28 protein-coding genes are annotated in these 26259 nt (G+C 40.4%); 26 read left to right on the forward strand and 2 right to left on the reverse strand.

Annotated features, from left to right (window positions below; all coding sequences use genetic code 11):
* The first annotated feature begins 132 nt into the window (after window positions 1-132).
* A complete protein-coding gene (gene hemH, locus QM877_RS01120; RefSeq protein ID WP_414317301.1) occupies window positions 133-1227 on the forward strand; it encodes a ferrochelatase in 1095 nt (364 codons plus the stop codon).
* 288 nt (window positions 1228-1515) lie between these two features.
* On the opposite strand, the gene mnmE is transcribed toward hemH, so the two are convergent.
* On the reverse strand, window positions 1516-2889 hold the full coding sequence (gene mnmE / locus QM877_RS01125; RefSeq protein ID WP_414317302.1) for a tRNA uridine-5-carboxymethylaminomethyl(34) synthesis GTPase MnmE: 1374 nt from the start codon (window positions 2887-2889) through the stop codon (window positions 1516-1518).
* A 133-nt stretch (window positions 2890-3022) separates the two neighbouring features.
* Entirely contained in the window at window positions 3023-3205 is a 183-nt protein-coding gene (locus tag QM877_RS01130) for a 4-oxalocrotonate tautomerase (protein ID WP_033677268.1), read from the reverse strand.
* 123 nt (window positions 3206-3328) lie between these two features.
* Between QM877_RS01130 and QM877_RS01135 the strand changes: the two genes are divergently transcribed.
* The 25 genes from QM877_RS01135 to QM877_RS01255 all read left to right on the forward strand — a co-directional run bounded on the left by QM877_RS01135 (window position 3329) and on the right by QM877_RS01255 (window position 26233).
* The gene (locus QM877_RS01135) at window positions 3329-3928 is read left to right on the forward strand and encodes a thymidine kinase (protein ID WP_049504679.1); all 600 of its coding nucleotides are present in this window, start codon (window positions 3329-3331) and stop codon (window positions 3926-3928) included.
* Window positions 3918-4397, forward strand: a complete 480-nt coding sequence (locus QM877_RS01140; protein WP_414317303.1) for a GNAT family N-acetyltransferase — start codon at window positions 3918-3920, stop codon at window positions 4395-4397. Before QM877_RS01135 ends, QM877_RS01140 begins: the two co-directional genes overlap by 11 nt.
* Window positions 4398-4406: 9 nt before the next feature.
* On the forward strand, window positions 4407-5486 hold the full coding sequence (prfA, locus tag QM877_RS01145; protein WP_001028810.1) for a peptide chain release factor 1: 1080 nt from the start codon (window positions 4407-4409) through the stop codon (window positions 5484-5486).
* Window positions 5486-6313: a peptide chain release factor N(5)-glutamine methyltransferase gene (gene prmC / locus QM877_RS01150; protein WP_414317304.1), complete on the forward strand. Its 828-nt coding sequence runs from the start codon at window positions 5486-5488 to the stop codon at window positions 6311-6313. The genes prfA and prmC overlap by 1 nt, the downstream gene beginning before the upstream one ends.
* Window positions 6306-6908 carry an L-threonylcarbamoyladenylate synthase gene (locus QM877_RS01155; protein ID WP_414317305.1) on the forward strand — a complete coding sequence of 201 codons (603 nt, stop codon included), beginning with the start codon at window positions 6306-6308 and terminating at the stop codon, window positions 6906-6908. The genes prmC and QM877_RS01155 overlap by 8 nt, the downstream gene beginning before the upstream one ends.
* 1 nt (window position 6909) lies before the next feature.
* Entirely contained in the window at window positions 6910-7341 is a 432-nt protein-coding gene (locus QM877_RS01160) for an N-acetyltransferase family protein (RefSeq protein ID WP_414317306.1), read from the forward strand.
* 49 nt (window positions 7342-7390) lie between these two features.
* Window positions 7391-8647 (forward strand): serine hydroxymethyltransferase, encoded by a 1257-nt coding sequence (gene glyA / locus QM877_RS01165; RefSeq protein ID WP_414317307.1) that lies wholly within the window; start codon window positions 7391-7393, stop codon window positions 8645-8647.
* Between the two features lie 7 nt (window positions 8648-8654).
* On the forward strand, window positions 8655-9629 hold the full coding sequence (locus tag QM877_RS01170) for a nucleoid-associated protein (RefSeq protein WP_414317308.1): 975 nt from the start codon (window positions 8655-8657) through the stop codon (window positions 9627-9629).
* Window positions 9629-10231 (forward strand): lysozyme family protein, encoded by a 603-nt coding sequence (locus QM877_RS01175; protein WP_414317309.1) that lies wholly within the window; start codon window positions 9629-9631, stop codon window positions 10229-10231. The genes QM877_RS01170 and QM877_RS01175 overlap by 1 nt, the downstream gene beginning before the upstream one ends.
* 82 nt (window positions 10232-10313) lie before the next feature.
* Window positions 10314-11288, forward strand: coding sequence for a DUF1002 domain-containing protein (locus QM877_RS01180; protein WP_049509015.1), 975 nt, complete (start codon window positions 10314-10316; stop codon window positions 11286-11288).
* 72 nt (window positions 11289-11360) lie between these two features.
* The gene (rlmD, locus tag QM877_RS01185) at window positions 11361-12722 is read left to right on the forward strand and encodes a 23S rRNA (uracil(1939)-C(5))-methyltransferase RlmD (RefSeq protein WP_414317310.1); all 1362 of its coding nucleotides are present in this window, start codon (window positions 11361-11363) and stop codon (window positions 12720-12722) included.
* A gap of 211 nt (window positions 12723-12933) precedes the next feature.
* The gene (locus tag QM877_RS01190) at window positions 12934-13107 is read left to right on the forward strand and encodes a hypothetical protein (protein WP_221739112.1); all 174 of its coding nucleotides are present in this window, start codon (window positions 12934-12936) and stop codon (window positions 13105-13107) included.
* A complete protein-coding gene (locus tag QM877_RS01195; RefSeq protein ID WP_414317311.1) occupies window positions 13104-13922 on the forward strand; it encodes a replication initiator protein A in 819 nt (272 codons plus the stop codon). Before QM877_RS01190 ends, QM877_RS01195 begins: the two co-directional genes overlap by 4 nt.
* Before the next feature lie 147 nt (window positions 13923-14069).
* Window positions 14070-15425 carry a DNA (cytosine-5-)-methyltransferase gene (dcm, locus tag QM877_RS01200; RefSeq protein ID WP_414317312.1) on the forward strand — a complete coding sequence of 452 codons (1356 nt, stop codon included), beginning with the start codon at window positions 14070-14072 and terminating at the stop codon, window positions 15423-15425.
* Window positions 15409-15837 carry a hypothetical protein gene (locus QM877_RS01205; protein WP_414317313.1) on the forward strand — a complete coding sequence of 143 codons (429 nt, stop codon included), beginning with the start codon at window positions 15409-15411 and terminating at the stop codon, window positions 15835-15837. The genes dcm and QM877_RS01205 overlap by 17 nt, the downstream gene beginning before the upstream one ends.
* A 10-nt stretch (window positions 15838-15847) precedes the next feature.
* Window positions 15848-16231: a hypothetical protein gene (locus QM877_RS01210; RefSeq protein ID WP_414317314.1), complete on the forward strand. Its 384-nt coding sequence runs from the start codon at window positions 15848-15850 to the stop codon at window positions 16229-16231.
* 8 nt (window positions 16232-16239) lie between these two features.
* A complete protein-coding gene (locus QM877_RS01215; protein ID WP_136647412.1) occupies window positions 16240-16473 on the forward strand; it encodes a transcriptional regulator in 234 nt (77 codons plus the stop codon).
* A gap of 2 nt (window positions 16474-16475) precedes the next feature.
* A complete protein-coding gene (locus QM877_RS01220; RefSeq protein WP_414317315.1) occupies window positions 16476-17060 on the forward strand; it encodes a CPBP family intramembrane glutamic endopeptidase in 585 nt (194 codons plus the stop codon).
* A 76-nt stretch (window positions 17061-17136) separates the two neighbouring features.
* The gene (locus QM877_RS01225; protein WP_414317316.1) at window positions 17137-17625 is read left to right on the forward strand and encodes a hypothetical protein; all 489 of its coding nucleotides are present in this window, start codon (window positions 17137-17139) and stop codon (window positions 17623-17625) included.
* A complete protein-coding gene (locus QM877_RS01230; protein WP_414317317.1) occupies window positions 17625-19445 on the forward strand; it encodes a VirD4-like conjugal transfer protein, CD1115 family in 1821 nt (606 codons plus the stop codon). The genes QM877_RS01225 and QM877_RS01230 overlap by 1 nt, the downstream gene beginning before the upstream one ends.
* Before the next feature lie 17 nt (window positions 19446-19462).
* On the forward strand, window positions 19463-19705 hold the full coding sequence (locus QM877_RS01235; RefSeq protein WP_001072182.1) for a hypothetical protein: 243 nt from the start codon (window positions 19463-19465) through the stop codon (window positions 19703-19705).
* An 18-nt stretch (window positions 19706-19723) separates the two neighbouring features.
* Window positions 19724-20578 (forward strand): conjugal transfer protein TrbL, encoded by an 855-nt coding sequence (locus tag QM877_RS01240; RefSeq protein WP_172076484.1) that lies wholly within the window; start codon window positions 19724-19726, stop codon window positions 20576-20578.
* 190 nt (window positions 20579-20768) lie between these two features.
* The gene (locus QM877_RS01245) at window positions 20769-21122 is read left to right on the forward strand and encodes a PrgI family protein (protein WP_221739104.1); all 354 of its coding nucleotides are present in this window, start codon (window positions 20769-20771) and stop codon (window positions 21120-21122) included.
* Window positions 21079-23430, forward strand: a complete 2352-nt coding sequence (locus QM877_RS01250; protein ID WP_414317318.1) for a VirB4-like conjugal transfer ATPase, CD1110 family — start codon at window positions 21079-21081, stop codon at window positions 23428-23430. Before QM877_RS01245 ends, QM877_RS01250 begins: the two co-directional genes overlap by 44 nt.
* Window position 23431: 1 nt before the next feature.
* Window positions 23432-26233 carry a phage tail tip lysozyme gene (locus tag QM877_RS01255; protein WP_414317319.1) on the forward strand — a complete coding sequence of 934 codons (2802 nt, stop codon included), beginning with the start codon at window positions 23432-23434 and terminating at the stop codon, window positions 26231-26233.
* Window positions 26234-26259 lie beyond the last annotated feature (26 nt).

Raw genomic sequence — 26259 nt, forward strand, 5'->3', positions numbered from 1 at the left:
TTAAAACCATTGTATCATAGAAAGAAGAGAAAAACAAAAGTCAGAAGGGGGATAAAATCCTTATGTTAGCGTTTACTTATGGCAACTTTAGTGATACAATAAAAAAGATAAAAATATCACAAGGATGCAGAGATGAAAAAAGCGATTTTAATGATGACATTTGGTTCCCCAGAAGAGATTACCTTTGAAGGAGTAGCCGACTTTTTTACCAACATTCGTCGTGGAGTTCGACCTCAAGACCACGAGATTCAAACACTTTATGATAATTATGTTCGAATTGGAGGAACTCCACTTCAAAAAATTACCCGTGAAGAAGTTGCCTTGGTAGAAGCTAGGTTAGGAAAAGAATACAGTGTCTATTTTGCCAATAAATTTTCAACCCCTTTTATTCCAGATATAATTCGGCAAATGGAAGCAGATGGAATTGAAAAGTGTATTTGCTTGATTTTGGAGCCACACTATTCCTTTTACTCTGTCATGGGTTATGAGAAATTTTTAGAAAGCAAGCAAATTCAATTTTTGGTCATTAAGGACTGGTATCAGGAAGAAGTGCTCTTAAACTATTGGGCAGATGAAATTGGTAAAATTTTAAAAGAAGAAGTAAAGCAGGATAGCTTTAAAGTCATCTTTTCTGCCCACAGTGTGCCCATTTTTGCCTTGGATTTTGGTGATCCCTATATCGACCAGATTTTCGAAAATAGCAAGTTAATTGCTAAGAAATTAGACTTGAATCTAGAGCAATATACCAACACTTGGCAGAGCGAAAGTGATATTGGCATTCCTTGGATTAAGCCAGATGTTTTGGAGTATCTCAGAGAACAGAAAGAACATCAAAATCATTATATTTTTGTACCTATTAGTTTTATCAGTGAGCACATTGAAGTCTTGTTTGACAACGATGTGGAATGTTATGAATTGTGTCAGGAATTGGGGGTGAACTACCATCGACCACCAATGCCAAATACAGATTCTCGTTTGATTGATGCCCTGGTCAATACTGTCCGAGCTAACGAACATAAAGAATTTAGAGAATTCTTCCCAGAAGAAGAGACCTTTGATGAATTAGTCCCTTCGGATGAAACAAAAAATATTTTAGATGAATCACAAGATTTACAAATGCCAGAATTTGTTAAAAAATTGATTGAGAAAAAAGGTCGTGAAAATGTCAAGATGCCTTATTTAATCAAAAAAATGCTTGAAAAAGCTGGGAAATTACCCAAAGACTAAGTGAAAATAGAAAAGAACTGGTAAATTTTGTTTCAAATATCTGCTAAGGCAGGAAATAACTTAGAAGGTGAAAGAAAAGGCGGTGGGACAGAGATCGATAGACAAAGTCTTGATTTCGTAGTCCCAGCCCCGCGAGGATGATTAGGAGCTTTTTGGAGTCTAAAAGACGAACAAAAAGTTCAATCAGCTACCGCGTCAAATTATGATTGATAATAAAAAGTGAGGTCGGGATCTTTTTGTCCCAACCTCTTTTTAGGTGACTAGCATTTTTTTTGACCTAGTTTTTTCTTATTTACCCAGACAAAATTGGCTGAACAACTGTGTAATGAGTTCATCTGGAGCAGCATCTCCAGTGATTTCTCCGAGGATTTCCCAAGTACGAGTTAAATCAACTTGAAGCAAATCAACTGGCATACCTAGTTCGAGGCCTTCGTTAACAGCTTGCAGGCTTTCAACTGCCTTCTCAATTAAGGAAATGTGACGGGCATTAGACAAGTAAGTAGCATCTTGTTCGACCAAGCCAGCATTTTCAAAGAAGAGGTTATTGATACGTTCTTCAATCTTATCAATGTTTTGATTTTTGAGGACTGAAATACGAATGACATCTTCAGGAAGTTCCGGAGTTTCAATAGCCTCAGGCAGGTCAGTTTTGTTAAGTAGGATGATACGGTTGGTATCTTGGCTGATTTCAAGAAGTTGTCGGTCTTGGGCAGTTAGAGGTTCGCTGGCGTTTAAGACAAGTAAAACCAAATCAGCTTCCTTGAGAGCTTTTTTGGAGCGCTCGACACCGATTTGTTCGACGATGTCATCTGTTTCACGGATACCCGCAGTATCAATCAACTTAAGTGGTACACCATTGATGTTGACGTATTCTTCGATGACATCTCGAGTAGTACCAGCAATGTCAGTTACGATGGCCTTATCTTCACGCAATAGGTTGTTGAGGAGGCTGGATTTCCCAACGTTGGGACGACCAATGATAGCCGTTGAAATCCCTTCACGGAGAATCTTCCCACGACGTGCCGTTTTTAAGAGATTGGTTAAGAGTTGTTCAAACTCCATAGTTTTTTCACGGACAACAGCAGTAGTGGCTTCTTCAACATCGTCGTATTCAGGATAGTCGATATTAACCTCAACTTGTGCTAGTGTATTGAGGATTTCCTGACGAGTATTATTAATCAAGTCAGATAGAGAACCGTCTAATTGTTTGACTGCAATATTCATGGCCTTGTCTGTCTTGGCACGTATAATATCCATCACAGCCTCGGCTTGAGTCAAGTCAACACGACCATTGAGGAAGGCACGTTTGGTAAATTCTCCAGGTTCTGCCATGCGAGCCCCTTCACGGATAGCCAGTTGGAGAATTTCATTAGTCACTGCAATCCCACCATGGGTATTGATCTCGATAATGTCTTCACGAGTGAAGGTCTTAGGAGACTTCATAGCTCCAACCATGACCTCATCCATGACTTTCCCTGTCACAGGATCAACAATGTGACCGTAGTTAAGAGTGTGGCTAGCAACCTTGCTCAAGTCCTTGCCTTTAAAGATTTTCTGCGCAATGGCAAAACTATCCGTTCCGCTTAGGCGGACTATCCCAATAGCACCTTCACCAAGCGGTGTCGAGATTGCTGCAATGGTATCAAATTCCCGTGTAATCATTTCAATTCCTTTATAGTTTATTTGTTTGTATAGACTAATATCTCTTCAAATTGTAACAAATTTTAGTATTTTCTTCAATGAATGTTACTTATAAAGAAAAGCTAAAGAAAAGCCTAAGCAGATTGCTTAAGCTTTACTTAGTGCGCATTTCACCTTGCGGAAAGTAGGTTCCTTCAGGCATATCGTTGATAATGACATGAACAGCAGATTGAGGTGCACCAGTGTTGCGAACAACAGCTTCTGTAACTTCCTTGGCTAGGGATTTCTTTTGCTCTAGCGTGCGTCCTTCAAATAAATCGATGCGTACAAATGGCATAATTGCGTCCTCCACTAGTTATTTGATTTCTTCTATTTTACCACAATTTGCCGTTTAAAGCTTTGAGAAAATATGGTATACTAGAAAGTAGCAAAAATTTAGAAATGGACGTGAAATAGAAGCATGGCACAGTTGTATTATCGTTATGGGACTATGAACTCAGGAAAAACGATTGAGATTCTCAAGGTAGCCTATAACTATGAGGAGCAAGGAAAGGGAGTTGTGATTATGACTTCGGCTCTGGATACGCGTGACGGTGTTGGCTATGTTTCAAGTCGAATTGGGATGAAAAGACCAGCAGTTGCTATTGAGGAAACAACGGATATCTTTGGATTTATCCGAGATTTACCTGAAATGCCTTACTGTGTACTTGTCGATGAAGCCCAGTTTTTAAAGCGTCACCATGTTTACGACCTAGCGCGTGTTGTCGATGAGTTAGACATACCCGTTATGGCATTTGGTTTGAAAAATGACTTTCGTAATGAATTGTTCGAAGGTTCAAAATATCTTCTGCTCTTAGCAGATAAGATTGACGAAATCAAGACCATTTGTCAGTATTGCAAGAAAAAAGCAACCATGGTGTTGCGTACGCAGAATGGTCTGCCAGTCTATGATGGTGAGCAGATCCAGATAGGTGGGAATGAAACCTATATTTCGGTTTGCCGTAAACATTATTTTGCCCCACTGATAACATCTAAAAAGGAACAAGACTATGACAATTGAACTAAGAGATGTTACAATGGAAAATTATTTTGATGTTCTGCATTTGGAAGTTAAGGAATATCAAAAACAATTTATTGCTACCAACGCAATTAGTTTAGCTGAAGCATATGTCTACACAAAAAATGGAGATTTTGTAGCTCCATTGGCAGTTTACGATAATGATGCAATCATAGGTTTTGTGATGTTAGCTTATGATAAAAAGATCGGAATTAGTAGTGGAAATTATTTACTATTTCGTTTTATGCTTGATAAGCATTTTCAAGATCAAGGATATTTTAAACCAATTATGGATAAGGTGCTAGACTATGTTCGGACAGCGCCAGCAGGTTTATCCAATAAACTTTGGTTGTCTTATGAACCAGAAAATGAACATGCAAGATCTTGTTACCTCAGTTATGGATTTAAAGAAACTGGGGAAATATTTGAGAACGAAGTAGTAGCCATATACGATTTAACAATTGAAAAATAAGGAGAAAAAATGAACATCTATGATCAACTACAAGCTGTAGAAGACCGTTATGAAGAGTTGGGAGAATTGCTGAGCGACCCTGATGTGGTCTCTGATACCAAGCGCTTCATGGAGCTTTCGAAAGAAGAGGCTTCTACTCGTGATACTGTAACAGCCTACCGCGAATACAAACAAGTCCTTCAAAACATTATCGATGCCGAAGAGATGATTAAAGAATCAGGCGGAGATGCTGACTTGGAAGAAATGGCCAAACAAGAATTGAAAGATGCCAAGGCTGAAAAAGAAGAGTACGAAGAAAAACTGAAGATCTTGCTCCTTCCTAAAGATCCAAACGATGACAAGAACATCATCCTTGAAATCCGTGGAGCAGCTGGTGGTGATGAAGCCGCCCTCTTTGCTGGCGATTTGCTAACCATGTACCAAAAGTACGCTGAAGCCCAAGGCTGGCGCTTTGAAGTCATGGAGGCTTCTATGAACGGTGTCGGTGGTTTCAAGGAAGTGGTTGCTATGGTATCAGGTCAGTCTGTATACTCTAAGCTTAAGTATGAGTCTGGTGCCCACCGTGTGCAACGTGTCCCTGTGACAGAAAGCCAAGGTCGCGTACATACTTCGACAGCGACAGTTCTTGTCATGCCTGAAGTCGAAGAAGTAGAGTACGATATTGATCCAAAAGACCTTCGTGTGGATATATATCACGCATCTGGAGCTGGTGGACAGAACGTCAACAAGGTTGCGACTGCCGTTCGTATCGTTCACTTGCCAACCAATATCAAGGTTGAAATGCAGGAAGAACGCACCCAGCAGAAAAACCGCGAAAAAGCTATGAAGATCATCCGTGCGCGTGTTGCTGACCACTTTGCACAGATTGCTCAAGACGAGCAGGACGCAGAGCGTAAGTCTACTATCGGTACTGGTGACCGTTCAGAACGTATCCGTACTTATAACTTCCCACAAAACCGTGTGACTGACCACCGTATCGGCTTGACCCTCCAAAAACTAGATACTATTTTGTCTGGTAAACTTGATGAAGTTGTGGATGCCTTGGTTCTTTACGACCAAACTCAAAAATTGGAAGAATTGAACAAATAATGAAACTAGCTCAAATTTTTAATGATTTTGAGGAAAAGTTGATAGCACAGGGAGAGGAAGCAGAAAGCCTCTCCTTTGTCTATCGTAGCCTGAAAAATCTATCTTTTACAGACTTCGTCTTTGCTCTTCAGCAAGAAATTTCAGAGGAAGAAAGACAGTTTGTAGAGGATATTTACACGAAACTGGCAGCTCATATACCCGCCCAGTATATAATCGGTCATGCTGAATTTTTTGGGATGCAGTTAGAGGTCGATGAGCGGGTCTTGATTCCTCGACCAGAGACAGAAGAGTTGGTGGAACTCATTTTGGCTGAGAATCCAAAGGAAAACCTCAAAGTTCTGGATATCGGAACAGGGAGTGGTGCTATTGCTCTTGCTTTAGCTAAAAATAGACCAGATTGGACAATCACAGCTGCCGATATTTCTCAGGATGCTTTGGATTTGGCGATGGAAAACGCTAATAATCAAGGTCTAACATTATCCTTTATTAAATCTGACTGTTTCTCCGAAATTTCTTCAAAATATGATATAATTGTATCCAATCCACCTTACATATCTCGAGTAGATGAGGCAGAAGTAGGTTTGAATGTTCTCCATTCAGAGCCACATTTAGCCCTCTTTGCAGATGAGGATGGTCTAGCGATCTATCGTAGAATTGCAGAAGAATCAAAGGACTTCCTAAATGATGGTGGTAAGATTTATCTTGAAATTGGCTACAAACAAGGACAAAGTGTACCTGCTCTCTTTAAGGAAAATTTTCCCGAGAAGCGAGTTCGAACTCTGAAAGACCAATTTGGCCAAGATAGGATGGTTGTCATTGATGATTGAGAAGATTAAGCAAGAATTGGAAAAAGGTGGAGCTGTAGTTTTGCCGACAGAAACAGTTTATGGTCTCTTTGCAAAAGCTTTGGATAAAAAGGCAGTTGACCATGTTTATCAGCTTAAACGTCGCCCAAGAGACAAGGCACTTAATCTCAATGTCGCAAGTTTAGACGATATCTTGAACTTTTCTAAGAATCAGCCACCTTATCTCAATAAACTGGTTGAAAGTTTTTTGCCAGGCCCTTTGACCATTATTTTAGAAGCTAATAACAAGGTTCCTTACTGGGTCAATTCAGATTTGATGACTGTTGGATTTCGCATGCCGAGTCATCCAGTAACTCTGGACTTGATTCGTGAGTTTGGCCCCTTAATAGGACCTTCTGCCAATATCTCAGGGCAATCAAGTGGAGTAGATTTTCACAAGATTCTTCAAGATTTTGACCAAGAGGTCTTGGGACTAGAAGACGATGCTTTTTTAACAGGTCAGGATTCGACTATTTTAGACCTATCTGGTGACAAGGTGAAGATTCTACGCCAAGGAGCGATTACTCGAGAAGATATCCTTGCCAAGATACCAACAATTCCTTTTGAGGAGGTATGATATGCTACGTGATTTGAAAACAACAGATGTTGCAGCTATTTGTGAGATTAACAAAGAAACTTTAGGCTATTCGTTTAGTTTAGAGGAAACGGCTAGTCAACTAGCTAAGTTATCTCAAGACTCACATCATTACCTACTGGGTTTCGAGGATTCGACCAGCCATGACTTAGTTGGTTATGTTCATGCCGAGGTTTATGAATCCCTTTATTCAAAACCAGGTTTTAATATCCTAGCTTTAGCTGTTTTGCCTCAAACACAGGGTCAGGGTATCGGAAAAACTTTGCTCCAAGGATTGGAACAAGAAGCAAAAAAACGAGGCTATAACTTTATTCGCTTAAATTCTGCAGACCATCGTCTGGGTGCCCATGCATTTTACGAAAAAGTTGGTTATACTTGTGATAAAGTGCAGAAACGGTTTATTCGCATCTTTTAGTATATTTTCTTAAACTAAAAGACCTGTCAGACTATAAAGGAGAAGACCTATGATTTTTGACAAAGATGATTTTAAAGCTTATGATGTTGAACTTTGGAATGCCATTGCCAAAGAAGAAGAACGCCAACAAAATAACATCGAGTTGATTGCTTCGGAAAACGTGGTTTCCAAGGCTGTTATGGCAGCTCAAGGGTCTATCTTGACCAATAAATACGCCGAAGGTTACCCAGGACGTCGTTATTACGGTGGTACTGATGTAGTAGACGTGGTAGAAACTCTAGCTATTGAACGTGCAAAAGAAATTTTCGGTGCTAAATTCGCCAATGTCCAACCCCACTCAGGAAGCCAAGCCAACTGTGCGGCTTACATGGCCTTGATTGAGCCAGGTGATACCGTTATGGGGATGGATTTGGCAGCGGGTGGACACTTGACCCACGGAGCTCCAGTTAGCTTCTCTGGTCAAACCTACAACTTTGTTTCTTATAGCGTAGATCCAGAAACAGAGCTCTTGGACTTTGACGCTATCTTGAAACAAGCCCAAGAAGTAAAACCTAAACTCATCGTAGCTGGTGCTTCAGCCTATTCTCAAATTATCGACTTTTCGAAATTCCGTGAAATTGCGGATGCTGTTGGTGCTAAACTCATGGTTGATATGGCTCATATTGCTGGTTTGGTTGCAGCTGGTCTTCATCCAAGTCCAGTACCATACGCACATATCACAACGACAACGACCCACAAAACACTTCGTGGACCACGTGGTGGTTTGATTTTGACTAATGACGCAGATCTTGCTAAAAAAATCAATTCTGCTATTTTCCCAGGTATTCAAGGTGGGCCATTAGAGCACGTTATCGCTGCTAAAGCTGTGTCTTTCAAAGAAGTTTTGGACCCAGCCTTCAAGGAATATGCTGCCAATGTCATCAAGAACAGCAAGGCTATGGCAGATGTCTTCTTGCAAGACCCTGATTTCCGTATCATTTCTGGCGGAACTGAAAACCACCTCTTCCTAGTTGATGTAACAAAAGTTGTAGAAAACGGAAAAGTTGCTCAAAACTTGCTAGATGAGGTCAATATTACCCTAAATAAAAACTCAATCCCTTACGAAACATTGTCACCATTTAAGACAAGTGGTATTCGTATCGGTGCGGCGGCAACAACTGCACGTGGTTTTGGTGAAGCAGAGAGCCGTAAAGTGGCTGAACTTATCATTAAAACCCTTAAAAATGCAGAAAATGAGGCTGTTTTAGAAGAAGTGAGAAGCGAAGTCAAAGCCTTGACAGATGCCTTCCCATTATACGAGGACTAAAATTTTTATGGACATTTATATTAAGAGAGCTATTATCCATCAGTTCAGCCCAGATGACACGGAGTTGTTTCTAGCGGATAAATTTCTCAATATCACTCCAAAAATCGAAGAATATCTGCGCAAGAAAATCGAACGTGTGTATTCGGATGAAGCCAAGACTGGGATTTTCGAAGAAGAAAATCCCTTCTTCAATCATATTACAGATGATTTGTTGGAGACATCGGTGACACTGGCAAATCTCTGGAAAGAGGAGTTCAGCATTTCCGAAAATCTTAAGACCAATGACTTGATTTTTGTGCAATTTTCTAAAGAAGGAGTAGAGCATTTCGCTTTCTTGCGAATTGCCCTGCGTGAGACCTTGACTCACCTTGGAGGAGAGGTTGAGAATCCAATCAAGCTGACTCAAAACAATCTTCCTGGATTTGGTACAGGGGCTGATGAGGCCTTGGTGGTCAATCTTCAAAGCCGAAAATATCACCTGATTGAAAAACGAATCAAGTATAATGGGACTTTTTTAAACTATTTTTCTGAGAATCTGATCCAGGCTCAGCCAAAAATATCACCTAAGAAGTCAATCAAGGAACTTGAAAAAACGGCTCAGAGAATTGCTGAAACATTTAATACAGATGATTTTCAATTTCAATCTAAGGTCAAGTCTGCTATTTTCAACAATCTTGAAGAAAGCAATGAATTGTCTCCTGAAAAATTGGCTAATGACCTTTTTGACAACAATCTCACTGCACGTCTTAGCTTTATTGATCAAGTCAAGGAAGCAGTGCCAGAGCCAGTTCAATTTGATGAAATCGATGCCAGTCGTCAATTAAAGAAATTTGAAAACCAAAAGCTTTCTCTGTCAAATGGGATTGAATTAATTGTACCCAATAATATTTACCAAGATGCTGAGTCGGTCGAATTTATCCAAAATGACAATGGTACCTACTCTATCTTAATCAAAAACATCGAGGATATACAAAGCAAATAATGTTTAAATTTATAAGAAGGGTCTTGGTACTTGTTCTTATCTTATTTACTGGTTATAAACTTTTTCATATGTATCGGGATGTGAAGCAGGTCATGACCTATCAATCCTTGGTACGAGAGGTTTTAAGTGAGCAAGATACGCCAGCAAATGAAGAACTAGTCCTGGCCATGATTTATACCGAAACCAAAGGTAAAGAAAGTGACGTGATGCAGTCTAGTGAGTCTGCTAGCGGAACTACAAATACGATCTCTGACAATAGGAGTAGTATTCGTCAGGGGATTCAAACCTTGACTGAAAATCTTTATTTAGCGCAAGAAAAGGGCGTGGATGCTTGGACTGCTGTACAGGCCTATAACTTTGGTCCAGCTTATATCGATTTTATCGCCCAAAATGGGAAAGAAAATACCCTTGCACTAGCCAAGCAATATTCAAGAGATACCGTTGCGCCAACTTTAGGAAATACAACTGGAAAAACCTATCGCTACGTCAATCCAATTTCCATCTTTCAAGGTGGAGAACTTTATGTGGATGGTGGAAACTATTATTACTCTAGACAGGTTCAACTAAATCTCTACATTATTAAATTTTTTAATCTATTTTAAGCACTTAGAAAATTCTAGGTGCTTTTATAAGCTTTCTTTAAGGCTAATCGACTATCCTAGATAGGAAAAGGAGGAACGTCTCATGCGAAAGAAATTCTTTCTGACTAGTGCTGCAGTTCTTTTAGCAGTTGCAACTTTGCAAAGCGCTCAAGCAGCCACTGATGTTCAAAAAGTAATTGATGAAACTTATGTTCAACCTGAGTACGTCTTGGGTTCTTCTCTCACTGAAGATCAAAAAAATCAAACATTAAAAAAACTCGGCTATAACGCCTCTACAGATACCAAAGAACTGAAGACTATGACGCCAGATGTCTACTCAAAGATTATGAACGTCGCCAATGACTCTAGTCTCCAGCTCTATTCGTCTGCAAAAATTCAAAAATTAGGTGAAAAATCTCCACTTGAAGTGAAGATTGAAACCCCTGAAAATATCACTAAAGTGACCCAAGACATGTACCGTAATGCGGCAGTTACCTTGGGTGTGGAACATGCTCGTATCACCGTTGCTGCACCAATCCCTGTAACAGGTGAAAGTGCCCTAGCAGGTATTTACTATTCACTAGAAGCTAATGGTGTTCAACTTCCTCAAGAAAACAAAGACCTAGCTCAGGAAGAACTAAAAGCCTTGTCAGACATCAACGATGAAAACAAGGACAAATCAGGCTATGATGCCAATAAACTCAATGTAGCCCTTGCCGATATCAAATCTGCTATCGCTAAAGCAAAAGAGTCCAAGGGTGAGCTTACTGAAGATGATGTTCGTAAGATTGTTGAAGATACATTGAAAAATTATAAGCTGGATCAGGTTATAACAGGGAATCAGATCAATATCATCATCAACTTTGCCTTCAATCTTTCCAAGAGTGATATTCTCAATAACGAAGATTTCACAAAGACTCTAAAGGATCTGAAACAAAGTATCGTTGCGCAAGCAGGAGATAGTTTTAGCAATATTGACCTTAACTTTGATGCTAATAAAGCTATTCAAGACGGTGGCAATATCCTCAGTGCTATTTGGCAAGCAATTGTAAACTTTTTCAAGAGTTTTGGTGCTTAGGTTAATTCATGGTATAATAGATGGTAACAGAACAGTTGCCGTCTTTTTTTCGGCACATAGAAAGTGAAAAATATGTTAAAGAAAAATGATATTGTAGAAGTTGATATTGTCGATTTGACCCATGAAGGAGCAGGTGTTGCCAAGGTCGATGGCTTGGTCTTTTTTGTAGAGAATGCTCTTCCGACTGAAAGAATCCTTATGCGTGTCCTTAAAGTCAACAAGAAAATTGGCTTTGGTAAGGTTGAGGAATACCTTGCGCAATCTCCACATCGTAATCAAGACTTAGATTTGGCTTACTTGCGTTCTGGAATCGCCGACCTAGGTCATCTAGCTTATCCAGAGCAACTTAAGTTTAAAACTAAACAAGTAAAAGACAGTCTTTATAAGATTGCTGGAATTTCAGATGTAGAGGTTGCTGATACTCTTGGTATGGAAAATCCTATCAAGTATCGTAACAAGGCTCAGGTACCTGTTCGTCGTGTTAATGGTGTTCTAGAAACTGGTTTCTTCCGTAAGAATTCTCATGACCTTATGCCATTGGAAGATTTTTACATTCAGGATCCAGTCATTGACCAGGTTATTGTAACTTTACGAGATTTGCTTCGCCGCTATGACTTAAAGCCTTATGATGAGAAGGAACAGTCAGGATTGATTCGTAACCTTGTCGTTCGTCGAGGTCACCATTCAGGACAAATCATGGTTATTTTGGTGACAACTCGTCCTAAAGTTTTCAGAGTTGAACAGGTAATTGAACAACTGATCAAGCAATTTCCAGAAATTGTGTCTGTCATGCAGAATATCAATGATCAAAATACCAATGCCATTTTCGGGAAAGAATGGCGTACGCTTTATGGTCAAGATTACATTACTGATCAAATGTTGGGCAATGATTTCCAAATCTCTGGACCAGCATTTTACCAGGTCAATACCGAAATGGCAGAGAAACTTTATCAAACGGCTATTGACTTTGCAGAGTTAAGAGCAGAGGATGTGGTCATTGATGCCTACTCAGGCATTGGGACCATTGGACTATCTGTTGCTAAACATGTCAAGGAAGTTTATGGCGTAGAGGTTATCTCAGAAGCAGTAGAGAATAGCCAGAAGAATGCTGCCTTAAACAATATCACCAATGCCCACTATGTCTGCGATACAGCTGAAAATGCCATGAAGAATTGGCTCAAGGAAGGCATCCAACCAACTGCTATCCTAGTCGACCCACCACGCAAGGGGTTGACCGAAAGCTTTATCAAAGCCAGCGCCCAAACAGGAGCTGATCGCATCGCTTATATCTCTTGTAATGTGGCTACTATGGCGCGTGATATCAAACTCTACCAAGTGTTGGGCTATGAATTGAAGAAAGTCCAGCCGGTGGATTTATTTCCACAGACGCATCACGTCGAGTGCGTGGTGTTGCTACAACGAAGCAAAGGGTAAAAATCCTTTATTTTAAGCACTTTTTCAAACATTTTGTCTTTATTGAAAAGAGTGATTTTGACATAAAAAAGGTTCAAAAAAAGTACATTGATGTGAACGTCTGTTTGGATGTCGACTGCGTAGACAAAAAATAGATACGTCATAAAATATGATGGTTCAGCGAGAACATTTTAATAAGTGTTCTCGCTTTTTTTATTTTCAGGAGGAATTCATGCAAAAGAAAGAACAATCATCACGTCAAATGGTGATGTGTCATCTCGTGACTATTTTGGGAGTTGATATTGAGAAAGCAACGCAGCTAATTGATGAAATGGAACAAGTAGGTTTAATCCGATTTGATGAATTTGGAAATGTTGGAATATTAGTCATGGAGGGACAATCATGAAACGTATTACCGCTAATCAGTACCAGACATCAGAGCGATATTATAAACTCCCTAAAGTTTTGTTTGAGAGTGAACGGTATAAGGATATGAAGCTGGAGGTTAAAGTGGCCTACGCGGTTTTAAAAGATCGGTTGGAGTTGTCTTTGAGTAAAGGCTGGATTGATGAGGATGGGGCTATTTATTTGATTTATTCCAATTCAAATCTGATGGCACTTTTAGGTTGTTCAAAGTCAAAATTACTCTCTATCAAGAAAACCTTACGTGAATATGGCTTAATTGATGAAGTCCAACAGTCCTCTAGTGAAAAAGGTCGTATGGCAAATAAAATTTACTTGGGGGAATTAGAACATGAACCTACCCCAGTCTTAGATTCAAACGGGGCTAGTGTTAAAAAAACACTAGGGGGGGCTCAAAAAAAGACGGGGCCGGTCTTAAATTCAGCCCCTAGTGAGACTGAAGGAAGTGAGACTAAATATAGTGAAACTGAAGGGAGTGATTTCCTTATTGAGGACGAGGAGGAGATTCAGCTAGTAGATGACAAACAAGAAGATAACTTTACTCCAAAAGTAGACGATGTGACTAAGTACGATCGAGACTATATTTGGGGTTTGGTTCATGACCAGTTAAGACAGACAGGTCTATCTCAGTCGGCTAGTGACTATGCCATGATTTATTTTAGTGACTGTTATCAGTATGCTTTGGAACATATGCGATTTGCTCGGTCAGCGGAAGTGATAGCTGAATACGTGTTTAATGGGGTGCTGTCAGAGTGGACTAAGCAATTGAGACGACAAGAAGTAAAGGGAGGTGATTAAGATGATTTGGTGGATACTAGGTGGAATTTATTTGATTTCTATCATCATTTTGATTGTTGAAATCATCCGTGCACCAGAAATGCATGATCATATATAGGCAAGAGTTTTACAAGTGTAAGGCTCTTTTTATTTGGAAAGAGAGGAAAAATGAAATTTTTAGATTTATTTGCTGGGATAGGTGGTTTTAGGCTAGGGATGGAATCACAGAGTCATAAATGCCTGGGCTTTTGTGAAATTGATAAATTTGCAAGAACATCCTACAAAGCCATGTTTAACACAGAAGGGGAAATAGAATACCATGACATTAAAGAGGTCACAGACCATGACTTTAGACAATTTAGAGGGCAAGTGGACATCATCTGCGGGGGATTTCCTTGCCAAGCTTTTTCACTCGCAGGAAGACGACTGGGATTTGAAGATACTCGAGGGACTCTCTTTTTTGAGATTGCTCGAGCGGCCAAACAAATCCAACCACGTTTTCTATTTTTGGAAAACGTCAAAGGCCTACTCAATCACGACAAGGGACGGACGTTCTCCACAATCCTCTCCACGCTGGATGAATTGGGGTATGATGTCGAATGGCAGGTGCTTAACAGTAAGGACTTCCAAGTCCCGCAAAACAGAGAACGGGTCCTTATTATCGGACATTCTAGAAGATACCGTTTCAGATTCCTATTTCCTCTCAGAGGAGAAAACAGCCCAGCTTATCTTGAAAGGCTAGGAAACATTAATCCCTCTAAACGTGGTTTAAATGGTGAAGTCTATCTGACGAGTGGACTTTCTCCTACACTAATGAGAGGTAAAGGAGAGGGGACCAAAATCGCCATTCCAGTCTTAACACCAGATAGACTTGAAAAACGGCAACATGGGCGTCGCTTTAAGGACAATCAAGACCCTATGTTTACTTTGACCAGTCAAGACAAACACGGGGTTCTTGTCGCAGGAAATCTGCCCACTAGCTTTGACCAGACTGGAAGAGTATTCGACATTTCTGGTTTGTCACCGACCTTGACCACCATGCAGGGGGGAGATAAGGTGCCAAAGATACTACTGAGGGAGGAGCTACCATTTCTGAAAATCAAGGAAGCCAAAAAAAGAGGGTACGCAAAGGCAACTCTTGGAGACTCTGTCAATCTGGCTTATCCAGACTCAACCAAACGTAGGGGACGAGTGGAAAAGGGAATATCCAATACTCTGACGACTTCAGACAATATGGGAGTGGTAGTTGCAGCTCAGGAATATCGACAGGATAAGTGGTATGAAGTCACAGGCATTGTCTTAGAGGGGAAACTTTATCGCCTGAGAATAAGACGACTGACACCAAGAGAGTGTTTCAGACTTCAAGGCTTTCCTGATTGGGCTTATGAAAGAGCAGAAAGTGTTTCCAGTAAGAGCCAACTATACAAACAGGTAGGCAATAGCGTGACTGTCACAGTTATTGAAGCCATTGCGAGAGAATTTAGAAGAATAGAAGAGGAAGAAAAACATGAACCTACTACATAAGAAAAGTATCCTAGATTGTACTGAATTAGAAGAACGTATTCACCAAGTTGAAACCAATCAGTTACTGGAAAAGATACTGTCGCTCCCTAATTTTGATTGTGACTTTGAGGTGACTTTTGAAGATGATTACCACAAAGAGATGAATGATCCCCTATTCTACGAATCCAATCTTCATCGGATTTCGGATTTTTTGGAAACTAGGGATATTAAAAATGGTGTAGATACACTATTGACGAAAGACAATCATCTGGCCTTTCGTGCCTTTGGTCAAAATTATACTGCTAGGGGAAAGGATGGCATTTTAACGACTCTGGTGACGGTCAAGTGCTTTGGTGAAGGACGGATGCCCATTGATATGAGTTGCTATTTCTCAACTCCCGAACCAACAGTTGAAAATAGCCTAACCCTATAAGGAGGAGCCTATGCTTGAGGTATATCTAGGAAATAATACCAATACAAATCAGGACTTACTAACCATTTTGACGACCTATGGTGTTACTTATCGTTGTACAAAAGCATGTGATGTAAACCGTGAAATTTTACTGTCACTCTTTGCCAAAACCACGGATTGTTTTGAGTTGCTGTCGCCACGATTTCTTCGCTTTAAGCGTCAATATACGATAAGTTTGAATGAGATGATTCAACTTATTCTCCAAAAGCCAGACCAGAATCTTCGGCTGCCACTCATTGTCTGTCAGAATCGTGTCTATCCAGCTATTGGGCTAGACGAAGTACGAACCTTTCTTCCCAGACAGGTAAAAGAAGAACTGTTTCAGGCCAGTTTGATGAAACAAGTGACAGGGTAGGTGTGAAGATGAATGAGCGATTTTGGGACAATTTAGAAATAATACTCTCAGAAAGAGATCTCACTTGGGCAGAACTAGCTCGCAAAGTATTCAAAGGTCAATATGTTTATCCAAGTGAGTTTAATCGCCTCTATCAAAAATTACGGCATTACAAATCCAATCGTCTAATGCCACAGACAAGGTGGGTTGAGCGTATTGTTCTAGTCTTAGACATTGATTATGAAGATTTATTCAAGAGGTGACAATGATAAGGATAGTATTGTTTTATCTAGCCATACAGCTTAACGGTTTTCTTGTGAGTTTATACCTGAAAGAGTATCTGACAATAGAGGGTATAGTCTTGCTACAATTGCTTCTTCTAGGTATGGTTTGTCTAGAAATTACTCATCACAAAACTGTTCAAGAAATAATTATGACCTTGAAAAATCACCTAAGATGGTTGCTTCTTGGTTTTGCGTGTATGGTTACTGTTGCAACCTTCATCAGTTTTCTATTTCCAGTTCAGACTAGGAATCAAGCGATATTGGTAGAAGTTGGAAAGCAGGTTCCTCAAATTATCTTTTTATTGTTTCTGGCCAATGCAAGTGTCCTTGAAGAGATTGTTTATAGGCAGTTGCTGTGGGGAAAATTGGCATTCCCTTTTGTACAAATAGGAGTGACCAGTTTTCTCTTTGTTCTAGCCCATGGACCCAATCAGTTAGGGAGTTGGCTCATGTATAGCTGTCTTGGGCTGACCTTGACTGTTGTTCGATTGAAAACAGATTGCAAGACGGCAATCGCCTTACATTTGCTTTGGAATTGGTTAGTTTATGTCGTAACTTTCTTGTGATACCAAAATCAAGAGTGATTCCGTATTATGGAAGCACCTTATGTTTGATAGGGAATCCAAAGAAGAGGAGATCACCATGTCATCTGAACAACAAGAGCGTCAAGCAATGCAATACGTGGAAAGAAGTAGTTTATTGACAGTTAGAATCCTCTTAAAGCTCTTAGAATGGTCGGCTAGGCAAGCCTTAGCCCAAGACTCAGCTTATAAGATTGGGGTTCAAAAACTGGAAGAACTCCTTCAAAGCCCTTACGCAATTGAAGCGATTGATGTTAGTAAAGACATTTTAGATAAGCCAATTGATGTGGAGAAATTAAAGGAGTTGATGGAGTCAGAAAAACTGCCAATCGCAATTAGTTGGCAAAAAGACTATCTTTACTTTTATGCCAAGGACAAGGCCTTGCTCGATCATCACTTGGACGAACTGGTGAAGAAATTGATATCTAACCCAGAAAAGTTAGAAGGTCTAACCTTTGATAAAACCTTAGATCAAGAGATAGAATTGGCCAAAGAGAAAATAAGAATGACAGAACCTTCGGAAGTCAAAACCAAGGAGGTGACCTTGTAATGTATTCTAGGCAAAAAGCATTTGTCTTTGGACTCTTAGGCCTTGCCTTTGGCTATTTCTGCCATCGTCTAACCCTGCTTTATGATAGTTTAACTAATGCCCCACCACCTATGGAACGTTTTGCCTACTTCTTAGGAGAGGGGTTAAATCAGGTTTTCAATCCTTTATGGCTTTTTACTTTTACTCAAAAATCTCTTCTTGCCTTTATCCTAGGGGTTCTAACGATGATGTTAGTCTATCTTTATGTTTCAACAGGACAGAAGGTCTATCGAGAAGGGGAAGAATACGGTTCTGCACGATTTGGAACTAGTAAGGAAAAGCGTAACTTTTACAGTAAGAATCATTTCAATGACACGATTTTGGCTCGTGATGTTCGTCTGACCTTGTTGGAAAAGAAGAAGCCACAGTTTGACCGTAATAAAAACTTGATTGTCATTGGGGGTTCTGGTGCAGGTAAGACCTTTCGCTTTGTGAAACCCAACCTTATCCAACTTAACTGTTCCAATATTGTCGTAGATCCTAAAGACCATTTGGCTGAGAAGACAGGTAAACTCTTTTTGGAAAACGGTTATCAGGTAAAGGTTTTAGATCTGGTTAATATGACCAATTCAGATGGTTTTAACCCCTTTCGTTATGTAGAAACAGAGAATGATTTGAACCGCATGTTAACGGTCTATTTTAATAATACCAAGGGAAATGGTTCTCGCAGTGATCCATTTTGGGACGAGGCTTCCATGACATTGGTGAGAGCTATTGCCTCTTATTTGGTGGATTTTTACAATCCTCCAGGAAGTTCCAAGTATGAGCAGGAAGCAAGACGTAAGCGTGGCCGTTATCCAGCCTTTTCTGAGATTGGGAAGCTCATCAAACTCTTATCAAAGGGAGACAATCAGGACAAAAGTGTACTTGAAGTCTTGTTTGAAGATTACGCTAAAAAATTCGGTCACGAAAACTTTACCATGCGAAATTGGGCGGATTTCCAAAACTATAAGGATAAGACGTTGGATTCGGTGATTGCAGTCACAACAGCTAAATTTGCCCTTTTTAATATCCAATCAGTGATTGATTTGACGCAAAGAGACACTATGGATTTGAAAACGTGGGGCACTCAAAAGACCATGGTCTATCTTGTTATTCCAGATAATGATACGACCTTTCGTTTCCTATCTGCTTTATTTTTCTCTACGGTTTTCTCCACTTTAACCAGACAGGCTGATGTGGACTTTAAAGGGCAACTGCCTATTCATGTTAGAAGCTATCTGGATGAATTTGCGAATATTGGGGAAATCCCAGACTTTGCCGAACAAACCTCAACAGTTCGCTCTAGGAATATGAGTCTAGTACCAATCTTGCAAAATATTGCCCAACTTCAAGGACTTTATAAGGAAAAAGAAGCTTGGAAAACTATTCTGGGGAACTGTGATAGCCTCCTCTATTTGGGTGGAAATGACGAGGAAACTTTCAAATTCATGAGTGGTCTATTAGGTAAACAAACCATTGATGTCAGAAGTACCAGTCGTTCTTTTGGGCAGACTGGCTCAAGTTCTACCTCTTACCAGAAAATTGCTCGTGACTTGATGACGGCTGATGAAGTCGGGAATATGAAACGAGATGAGTGTCTAGTACGCATTGCAGGAGTGCCTGTATTTAGATCAAAGAAATATTTTCCACTCAAACATAAGAATTGGAAATGGCTTGCGGATAAGGAAACCGATGAACGATGGTGGCATTATCACATTGATCCCCTAACCGCTGAGGAAGAAGTAGATTTGTCAGGCCATACAATAAGGGATTTAAGCACAGAAACGTCACTACATTAATAGAAATGAGGAATTATATGAATCAAAAACTAACAGGCTTTGTTTACGGAGTGGACGCCAGCTCCATGTTCTCTCAAGCCATGTCTCTATTACAAAAAGGCTTAATTGCAGTAGGAGCCTTTCTTGTTGTCATGGGCATTATCAACCTTTCAACCAACATTAAAGATGGTGGGCCAGGTGTCCGAAATGCCATTCTAGAAATTGTTGGTGGCGTCATGGTGGGAGCCGCAGGTGCGTTTGTGACACAGATTACCATTTAGAGGAGGTCAGAACATGACATGATGATGAATTTTACGTCACCTTTTGTATTTCTAGCATCTGAAAAAGTATCTAGCGATAGCCTTTTTGAAGGCTTCCAAGTCGATTTAGAATCAACCGCCAACTTAGTTAAGTCACTAGCGGACTTTAATCCGACGGTGTGGTCTTACATGACAGCCATTACCAAGGGGATTATGCAGCCCTTGGGAGTAGCTATTCTTGCGGTTGTTCTCGTACTCGAATTTTCAAAAATGGCCAAGAAAATCGCAAACTCAGGTGGTGCGATGACCTTTGAAGCTATGGCACCTATGATTGTCAGCTACATTATGGTCGCGGTCGTGATTACCAATACGACGGTTATTGTGGAAGCCATTATTGCCATTGCCTCTTATGTTATTGAACAAGTGGCAGGGCTTGTCACGAATGGTGGTGCTAATTACGATACCATCTCAGGCATTAAGGGATCTGGGATTGTAGGAAAAATGATTATTGGATTTTTTGCGATTCTCATTTGGTTGGTACGAATGGCAAGTATCATGGTTGTCAATATCTTGATTACCATTCGCTTTATCCAACTCTATCTGATGATACCTTTTGCCCCTGTTACCATTCCGACCTTCCTTAGTGATGACTGGAGAAGTGTTGGGATTGGCTACCTTAAGAACATCATGGTCTATGCCGTTCAAGGTATTTTGATTTTTCTAATTGTATCTCTTGTTCCCTTGTTTGAGTCGGCTGGAAAGATTGCCGTATCAAATGGAGCTGGAGTTATGGAATCACTCGCCATTATGTTTGGTGGCTTGGTACAGGCCATCTTGTTAATCATTGCCTTAGTTGGCAGTCAACGAACCGCCCGAAGTATTTTGGGCATGTGAGAGTAGGACAGGAATCGGTACTGCTTTGCAGTCGATTACGTCGTCCTACCTCCGCAAGGACGACTAGAACTGTCATAGCTAGGAACTAGCGTAGAGAGTTCAGACGTCTACTGCGTCAAAGTCATGAAGCAATTCAAACTGGACTGAGATTTTCATCTTAGTCCTTTTATCAAAGAAGGAGCAATTATTTATGAACACACGTGTCTTTAAGGACATCTCAAAGGTTCAACACAGGGCATGGCTGGGATTTACAACTAGACAGGTTATTTTTGTATTTCCAGCCGTCGCCATAACCATTTTGGTATTGGGCTTGAACCTATTTTACTGGCAATTTGGGGATTGGTTTGTCTATGGTTTTGTTTTTAGCTTTACCATTCCACTCATGTTATTTGGGGTCTATCGCCCAAATGATTTACCATTTGAAACCTATCTCAAGTACCGTTTTCATTATGAACTAACAGTGCCAGACCGCACATTTTCTGGAAGAAAAGGAGACCAACGTGAAAAAATTAAAACACTCAATGAAACCAAAGACCTCTTCTAATGACAAAAAGCAAAAGACGAAAACACAGAAGCATGAGTTCAGACCTTCTACCGTAAATACGTTAGCCTATCAAGGACTTTTTCAAAGTGGACTTATGCAAGTCAGTCCAAGCTATTTTTCACAAACCTATCTCTTAGGAGATGTCAATTATCAAACAGTTAGCTTAGACGATAAGGGAGCTATTGTGGAGAAATATTCTGATTTAATCAATTCTCTGGATGATAAGACCAATTTCCAACTGACCATTTTCAATCAAAAGGTCAATCTGGAAAAATTCCGTAAGAGTGTCCGTTATCCTTTACAGGAAGATGGATTTGATGGCTATCGTGATGAATTGAATAGCATGATGGATGCCAACTTAGAGGCTGGTGAGAACAACTTTTCAGCTGTCAAGTTTCTTTCATTTGGCAAGAGCGACCAAACACCAAAACTAGCCTTTCGTTCTCTGTCACAGATTGGGGAATATTTCAAGAGTGGCTTTTCAGAGATTGATGTATCTCTTGGTCTGCTTGGTGGAGAGGAGCGAGTGAATGTCCTTGCGGATATGTTGCGAGGTGAAAATCATTTACCGTTCTCTTACAAGGATTTGACCCTGTCAGGTCAATCCACCAAACACTTTATTGCCCCAACCTACCTTTCTTTTAAACACAAAAATCATATTGAATTGGACGATAGATTATTACAGATTGTTTATGTTCGTGACTATGGTATGGAGCTAGGGGATAAATTTATTCGTGACCTCATGCAGTCAGGTTTGGAAGTGATGATTAGCCTTCATGCCAAAAGCTCTACTAAGTCTGAAACCATGACCAAGCTGCGGACCAAGAAGACCTTGATGGAATCACAAAAAATTGGGGAACAACAAAAGATGGCTAGGACTGGAATCTATTTGGAGAAGGTCGGCCATGTTCTTGAAAACAATATCGATGAAGCAGAAGCTCTTCTTCAAACCATGACGCAAACAGGAGATAAACTGTTTGACACCGTATTTCTAATTGGTGTACTGGCGGATACTGAAGACCAACTTAAACAATCTCTTGATATTATCAAGCAATTGGCGGGGTCTAATGATATGATTATCGATAATTTGACCTATATGCAAGAAGCTGCCTTTAATAGTCTCTTGCCATTTGGGAAGAACTATCTTGAAAGTGTTTCTCGGTCTCTATTGACTTCAAACATTGCCGTGAATGCACCTTGGACTTCCGTAGATATTCAGGACAAGGGTGGGAAATTTTATGGCATTAATCAGATTTCAAGTAATATTATTAGTATTGACCGTGGCAAGTTAAATACTCCGTCAGGTTTGATTTTAGGGACTTCTGGAGCGGGCAAAGGGATGGCGACAAAACATGAAATCATCTCTACTAAGCTCAAGGAAGTAGATAGCGATACAGAAATTATTATTGTTGACCCAGAAAATGAGTACAGTATTATCGGTCAAGCCTTTGGTGGAGAGAGTATTGATATAGCCCCAGATTCTACTACCTTCTTAAATGTCTTAGATCTATCAGATGAGAATATGGATGAGGATCCAGTCAAGGTCAAGTCCGAATTTCTCTTATCTTGGATTGGAAAGCTCTTGGACCGCAAAATGGATGGTCGTGAGAAGTCCTTGATTGACCGTGTGACACGACTCACCTATAAGCATTTTGAGACGCCGTCCTTGGTCGAATGGGTCTTTGTCTTATCTCAACAACCTGAACAGGAAGCTAAGGACTTGGCACTGGATATGGAACTCTATGTGGAAGGGTCGCTGGATATTTTCTCACATCGGACCAATATCAAAACTGACAGTCATTTCCTGATTTACAATGTCAAAAAGTTAGGCGATGAATTAAAACAAATCGCCCTCATGGTTATCTTTGACCAAATTTGGAATCGGGTGGTGAAAAACCAAAAACTAGGAAAAAAGACCTGGATTTACTTTGATGAAATGCAGCTACTCTTATTGGACAAGTATGCCTCTGATTTCTTCTTTAAACTCTGGAGTCGTGTCCGTAAGTATGGGGCGATACCGACAGGCATTACTCAGAATGTAGAAACACTACTTTTGGATGCAAATGGTAGACGCATTATTGCCAATAGCGAGTTCATGATTCTTTTAAAACAAGCTAAGAGCGATCGCGAAGAATTGGTGCACATGCTTGGACTTTCCAAGGAACTGGAGAAATATTTGGTCAATCCTGAAAAAGGGGCTGGACTTATCAAGGCCGGTTCCACCGTTGTCCCATTCAAGAATAAGATTTCACAACACACCAAGCTCTTTGACATCATGAGTACGGACCCTGAAAAAATGAGGACATAAGATGAAAGAGGATAAAAAGGTAGTCAAACAGGTCAGAAAAAACTTTCGAAGCAACTTAAAATCAGCCCGTATGCATTATCGGAAAGAAGTTAGAGCCTTAAAACAGACTTTTCCTAAAAAAGGAAGATTTCGAAAACCAGCCCAAAATTCTCTTTTTCAGGAAAAGAAAACAGAGTTAAAAGAAAATCTACTCAGTAGCCAAAAGGAAGCAGAAGAGAAGTTCCTAAAGGAAATTACCTATGTATCTCCTAGACTGTTAAGGGGAAAGGAAATCAAGAACTATCGACTTCCGCAAGCTCAAGAACGTTTGTGGACGGCAAGAAAACATTTGTCAGAAGTGAAACTAGGTGAAAAGCAAAAGTCAGTTAATCCTAAGTTTACTTTCCAAAAAGAAAATCCTTCCTTTAAGTCTCGCTTTCAGTTTCACCAAGAAAAATCATTTGATCGACTAAGTGTTGAAAAAGAAGTGAGTTCTGCCAAACGTGAGATCAAACAACTCAAGAAAGTCCAAAAGTCTAAGAAAAACTCCACCAAGGTCAAAGCTGGATTTGGCTTAGCTGTCTCTGAATTGCTTGACCTGGTAGCACAGGATGATGATTTAGATGGTCTAAGAACCTTAAAGGATACTAGCTTGAAAGCCAGACGCTATGGCAGGTTTACCTATCAAGCAGGTAAAGTGATGGTGAAAGGTGGACAGATTGGTGTGCGTTTTCCAAAGACGAAAGTGGTTCATGGAAAGGAACGATTCCAAAACTTCAAAAAGGGAAAAGGATTCACACGTCAGAAACCTCTTAAACCAAGAAGACGCTACCAAACCTTTTTAAAGCATACCAGAAAGCACAGTCTAGCAGGAGTTAAGGGGTTTGTCCAAGCCATTAAGGGAAGTCTGACCTTCTTTTCTGCAATTGCGGGAAATCCTTTGACTTGGATTGTCTCAGGCATTCTCTTGATACTCCTTTTGATGATGAGCTTTTTCATGAGTATCTCAGGTAGCAGTGTCATTCAACAAGATGAGATGGAGTTGACCAAGGCCTATACCCACATGACGTGGGAAGATGCGGAGCATACAAGAACCAACGAAAAAGGGATTACCTACTACACCAAGATTGATGTGGTCATGGTTTACATGAATCATCAATACCAAGACTATAAGCTTGACGATTTCATGGAAACGGGTGGTACGACCTACAAAGAATTTCTCAGTCAAGTCTGGACGGATTTAAATGGTGATGACTCTATTAAATCCATGTCTGACTTGTATAAAGAACCTGCTTACAAGCTGTCTGAGGAGGACCAAGAAGAGCTAAAGGAATTGACCGAAGAAGGCAACTATTTAGCTCTTCAAGAATTGGACAATCCCTTTCAGGGACAGACCGATGAGGATAGCTTAAACATGACCTACCGATATGGTTATGAGGTCATTGATGAAAAACCAACGCTTCATCACCATATCATCTTAGAAGCAAAAGAAGGTCAAGTCATTGTGGCTCCGATGGATGGCAAGGTATCTCTTGATGGAGAGAACGTTGTTTTGACATCTGGTAAGGGAGTGAATAAGACTAAACTAACCTTGTTCGGCATTCATTCAGGACGAGTGAGTGAACATCAACAAGTCTTGGCAGGAGATATTATTGGTCAAACCAAGGACGGAACGGGTCTTAAGGTCACCTATCAAAAAGTTGATGGTGACACGGATAAGTTGGTCTATGTCAATCCAGCTTTCTACTTTCCAAAAGTAATCCAGATTCAGACCACCATTCTTCCAACTATCGGTCAGTTTGGCGGCGATGAGTTCGAGAGAGCCAAGGCGATTTATGACTATCTCAAAAGTAAAGGAGCGACCAATCAAGCTATCGCAGCCATTTTAGGAAATTGGTCGGTAGAATCTTCTATTAATCCAAAACGTGCTGAAGGCGACTATTTATCTCCACCTGTTGGTGCGACAGACAGTTCGTGGGATGATGAGGGCTGGCTCTCACTCAATGGTCCAACTATATACAATGGACGTTACCCAAATATTCTCAAACGTGGTTTAGGCTTAGGACAATGGACGGATACCGCAGATGGGTCACGCAGACACACCTTATTGCTCGAATATGCCAAAGGAAAACATCAAAACTGGTATGATTTGGGGTTACAACTGGATTTCATGTTACATGGGGATAGTCCTTATTACACCAACTGGTTAAAGGACTTCTTCAAAAATTCAGGTAGTCCAGCTAGTCTTGCCCAACTCTTTCTTATTTACTGGGAAGGAAATAGTGGTGATAAGCTACTTGAACGTCAGACACGGGCAAGTGAGTGGTATTACCAAATTGAAAAAGGCTTTAGTCAACCCAACGGTGGAACAGCTCAAAGTGATCCAAAATCTTTAGAAGCTGTACGAGGAGACCTTTTTGAAAACTCTATTCCAGGAGGTGGTGACGGTATGGGGTATGCCTACGGCCAATGTACTTGGGGAGTCGCAGCCCGTATCAACCAACTGGGTCTAAAACTCAAAGGAAAAAATGGTGAGAAGATTCCAATTATCAGTACCATGGGCAATGGCCAAGATTGGGTGCGTACAGCCGCAAGTCTTGGTGGGGAGACAGGGGCAAGTCCGCAAGCAGGAGCTATTCTTTCCTTTGCGGGAGGAGGACATGGTACACCAGCAGAATACGGACATGTGGCTTTTGTGGAGAAAGTCTACCCAGATGGTTCATTTCTTATCTCAGAAACCAACTACAATGGCAATCCCAACTACACCTTCCGAAAATTATCTGGAGTGGATAGTAGCTTGAGTTTTGCTTATACGACGAAATAATCTCCAGAAAGATAGTTGTTATTTTG

Origin of the sequence: Streptococcus infantis (assembly GCF_047463655.1) — a bacterium.
In the GTDB taxonomy this organism is placed as follows: Bacteria; Bacillota; Bacilli; order Lactobacillales; family Streptococcaceae; genus Streptococcus; species Streptococcus infantis_Z.

What these genes read in the sequence shown, in the direction of transcription:
- hemH (WP_414317301.1), top strand. Translation starts at nt 133, where the DNA reads ATGAAAAAAGCGATTTTAATGATGACATTTGGTTCCCCAGAAGAGATT.
- mnmE (WP_414317302.1), bottom strand. Translation starts at nt 2,889, where the DNA reads ATGATTACACGGGAATTTGATACCATTGCAGCAATCTCGACACCGCTT.
- QM877_RS01130 (WP_033677268.1), bottom strand. Translation starts at nt 3,205, where the DNA reads ATGCCATTTGTACGCATCGATTTATTTGAAGGACGCACGCTAGAGCAA.
- QM877_RS01135 (WP_049504679.1), top strand. Translation starts at nt 3,329, where the DNA reads ATGGCACAGTTGTATTATCGTTATGGGACTATGAACTCAGGAAAAACG.
- QM877_RS01140 (WP_414317303.1), top strand. Translation starts at nt 3,918, where the DNA reads ATGACAATTGAACTAAGAGATGTTACAATGGAAAATTATTTTGATGTT.
- prfA (WP_001028810.1), top strand. Translation starts at nt 4,407, where the DNA reads ATGAACATCTATGATCAACTACAAGCTGTAGAAGACCGTTATGAAGAG.
- prmC (WP_414317304.1), top strand. Translation starts at nt 5,486, where the DNA reads ATGAAACTAGCTCAAATTTTTAATGATTTTGAGGAAAAGTTGATAGCA.
- QM877_RS01155 (WP_414317305.1), top strand. Translation starts at nt 6,306, where the DNA reads ATGATTGAGAAGATTAAGCAAGAATTGGAAAAAGGTGGAGCTGTAGTT.
- QM877_RS01160 (WP_414317306.1), top strand. Translation starts at nt 6,910, where the DNA reads ATGCTACGTGATTTGAAAACAACAGATGTTGCAGCTATTTGTGAGATT.
- glyA (WP_414317307.1), top strand. Translation starts at nt 7,391, where the DNA reads ATGATTTTTGACAAAGATGATTTTAAAGCTTATGATGTTGAACTTTGG.
- QM877_RS01170 (WP_414317308.1), top strand. Translation starts at nt 8,655, where the DNA reads ATGGACATTTATATTAAGAGAGCTATTATCCATCAGTTCAGCCCAGAT.
- QM877_RS01175 (WP_414317309.1), top strand. Translation starts at nt 9,629, where the DNA reads ATGTTTAAATTTATAAGAAGGGTCTTGGTACTTGTTCTTATCTTATTT.
- QM877_RS01180 (WP_049509015.1), top strand. Translation starts at nt 10,314, where the DNA reads ATGCGAAAGAAATTCTTTCTGACTAGTGCTGCAGTTCTTTTAGCAGTT.
- rlmD (WP_414317310.1), top strand. Translation starts at nt 11,361, where the DNA reads ATGTTAAAGAAAAATGATATTGTAGAAGTTGATATTGTCGATTTGACC.
- QM877_RS01190 (WP_221739112.1), top strand. Translation starts at nt 12,934, where the DNA reads ATGCAAAAGAAAGAACAATCATCACGTCAAATGGTGATGTGTCATCTC.
- QM877_RS01195 (WP_414317311.1), top strand. Translation starts at nt 13,104, where the DNA reads ATGAAACGTATTACCGCTAATCAGTACCAGACATCAGAGCGATATTAT.
- dcm (WP_414317312.1), top strand. Translation starts at nt 14,070, where the DNA reads ATGAAATTTTTAGATTTATTTGCTGGGATAGGTGGTTTTAGGCTAGGG.
- QM877_RS01205 (WP_414317313.1), top strand. Translation starts at nt 15,409, where the DNA reads ATGAACCTACTACATAAGAAAAGTATCCTAGATTGTACTGAATTAGAA.
- QM877_RS01210 (WP_414317314.1), top strand. Translation starts at nt 15,848, where the DNA reads ATGCTTGAGGTATATCTAGGAAATAATACCAATACAAATCAGGACTTA.
- QM877_RS01215 (WP_136647412.1), top strand. Translation starts at nt 16,240, where the DNA reads ATGAATGAGCGATTTTGGGACAATTTAGAAATAATACTCTCAGAAAGA.
- QM877_RS01220 (WP_414317315.1), top strand. Translation starts at nt 16,476, where the DNA reads ATGATAAGGATAGTATTGTTTTATCTAGCCATACAGCTTAACGGTTTT.
- QM877_RS01225 (WP_414317316.1), top strand. Translation starts at nt 17,137, where the DNA reads ATGTCATCTGAACAACAAGAGCGTCAAGCAATGCAATACGTGGAAAGA.
- QM877_RS01230 (WP_414317317.1), top strand. Translation starts at nt 17,625, where the DNA reads ATGTATTCTAGGCAAAAAGCATTTGTCTTTGGACTCTTAGGCCTTGCC.
- QM877_RS01235 (WP_001072182.1), top strand. Translation starts at nt 19,463, where the DNA reads ATGAATCAAAAACTAACAGGCTTTGTTTACGGAGTGGACGCCAGCTCC.
- QM877_RS01240 (WP_172076484.1), top strand. Translation starts at nt 19,724, where the DNA reads ATGATGATGAATTTTACGTCACCTTTTGTATTTCTAGCATCTGAAAAA.
- QM877_RS01245 (WP_221739104.1), top strand. Translation starts at nt 20,769, where the DNA reads ATGAACACACGTGTCTTTAAGGACATCTCAAAGGTTCAACACAGGGCA.
- QM877_RS01255 (WP_414317319.1), top strand. Translation starts at nt 23,432, where the DNA reads ATGAAAGAGGATAAAAAGGTAGTCAAACAGGTCAGAAAAAACTTTCGA.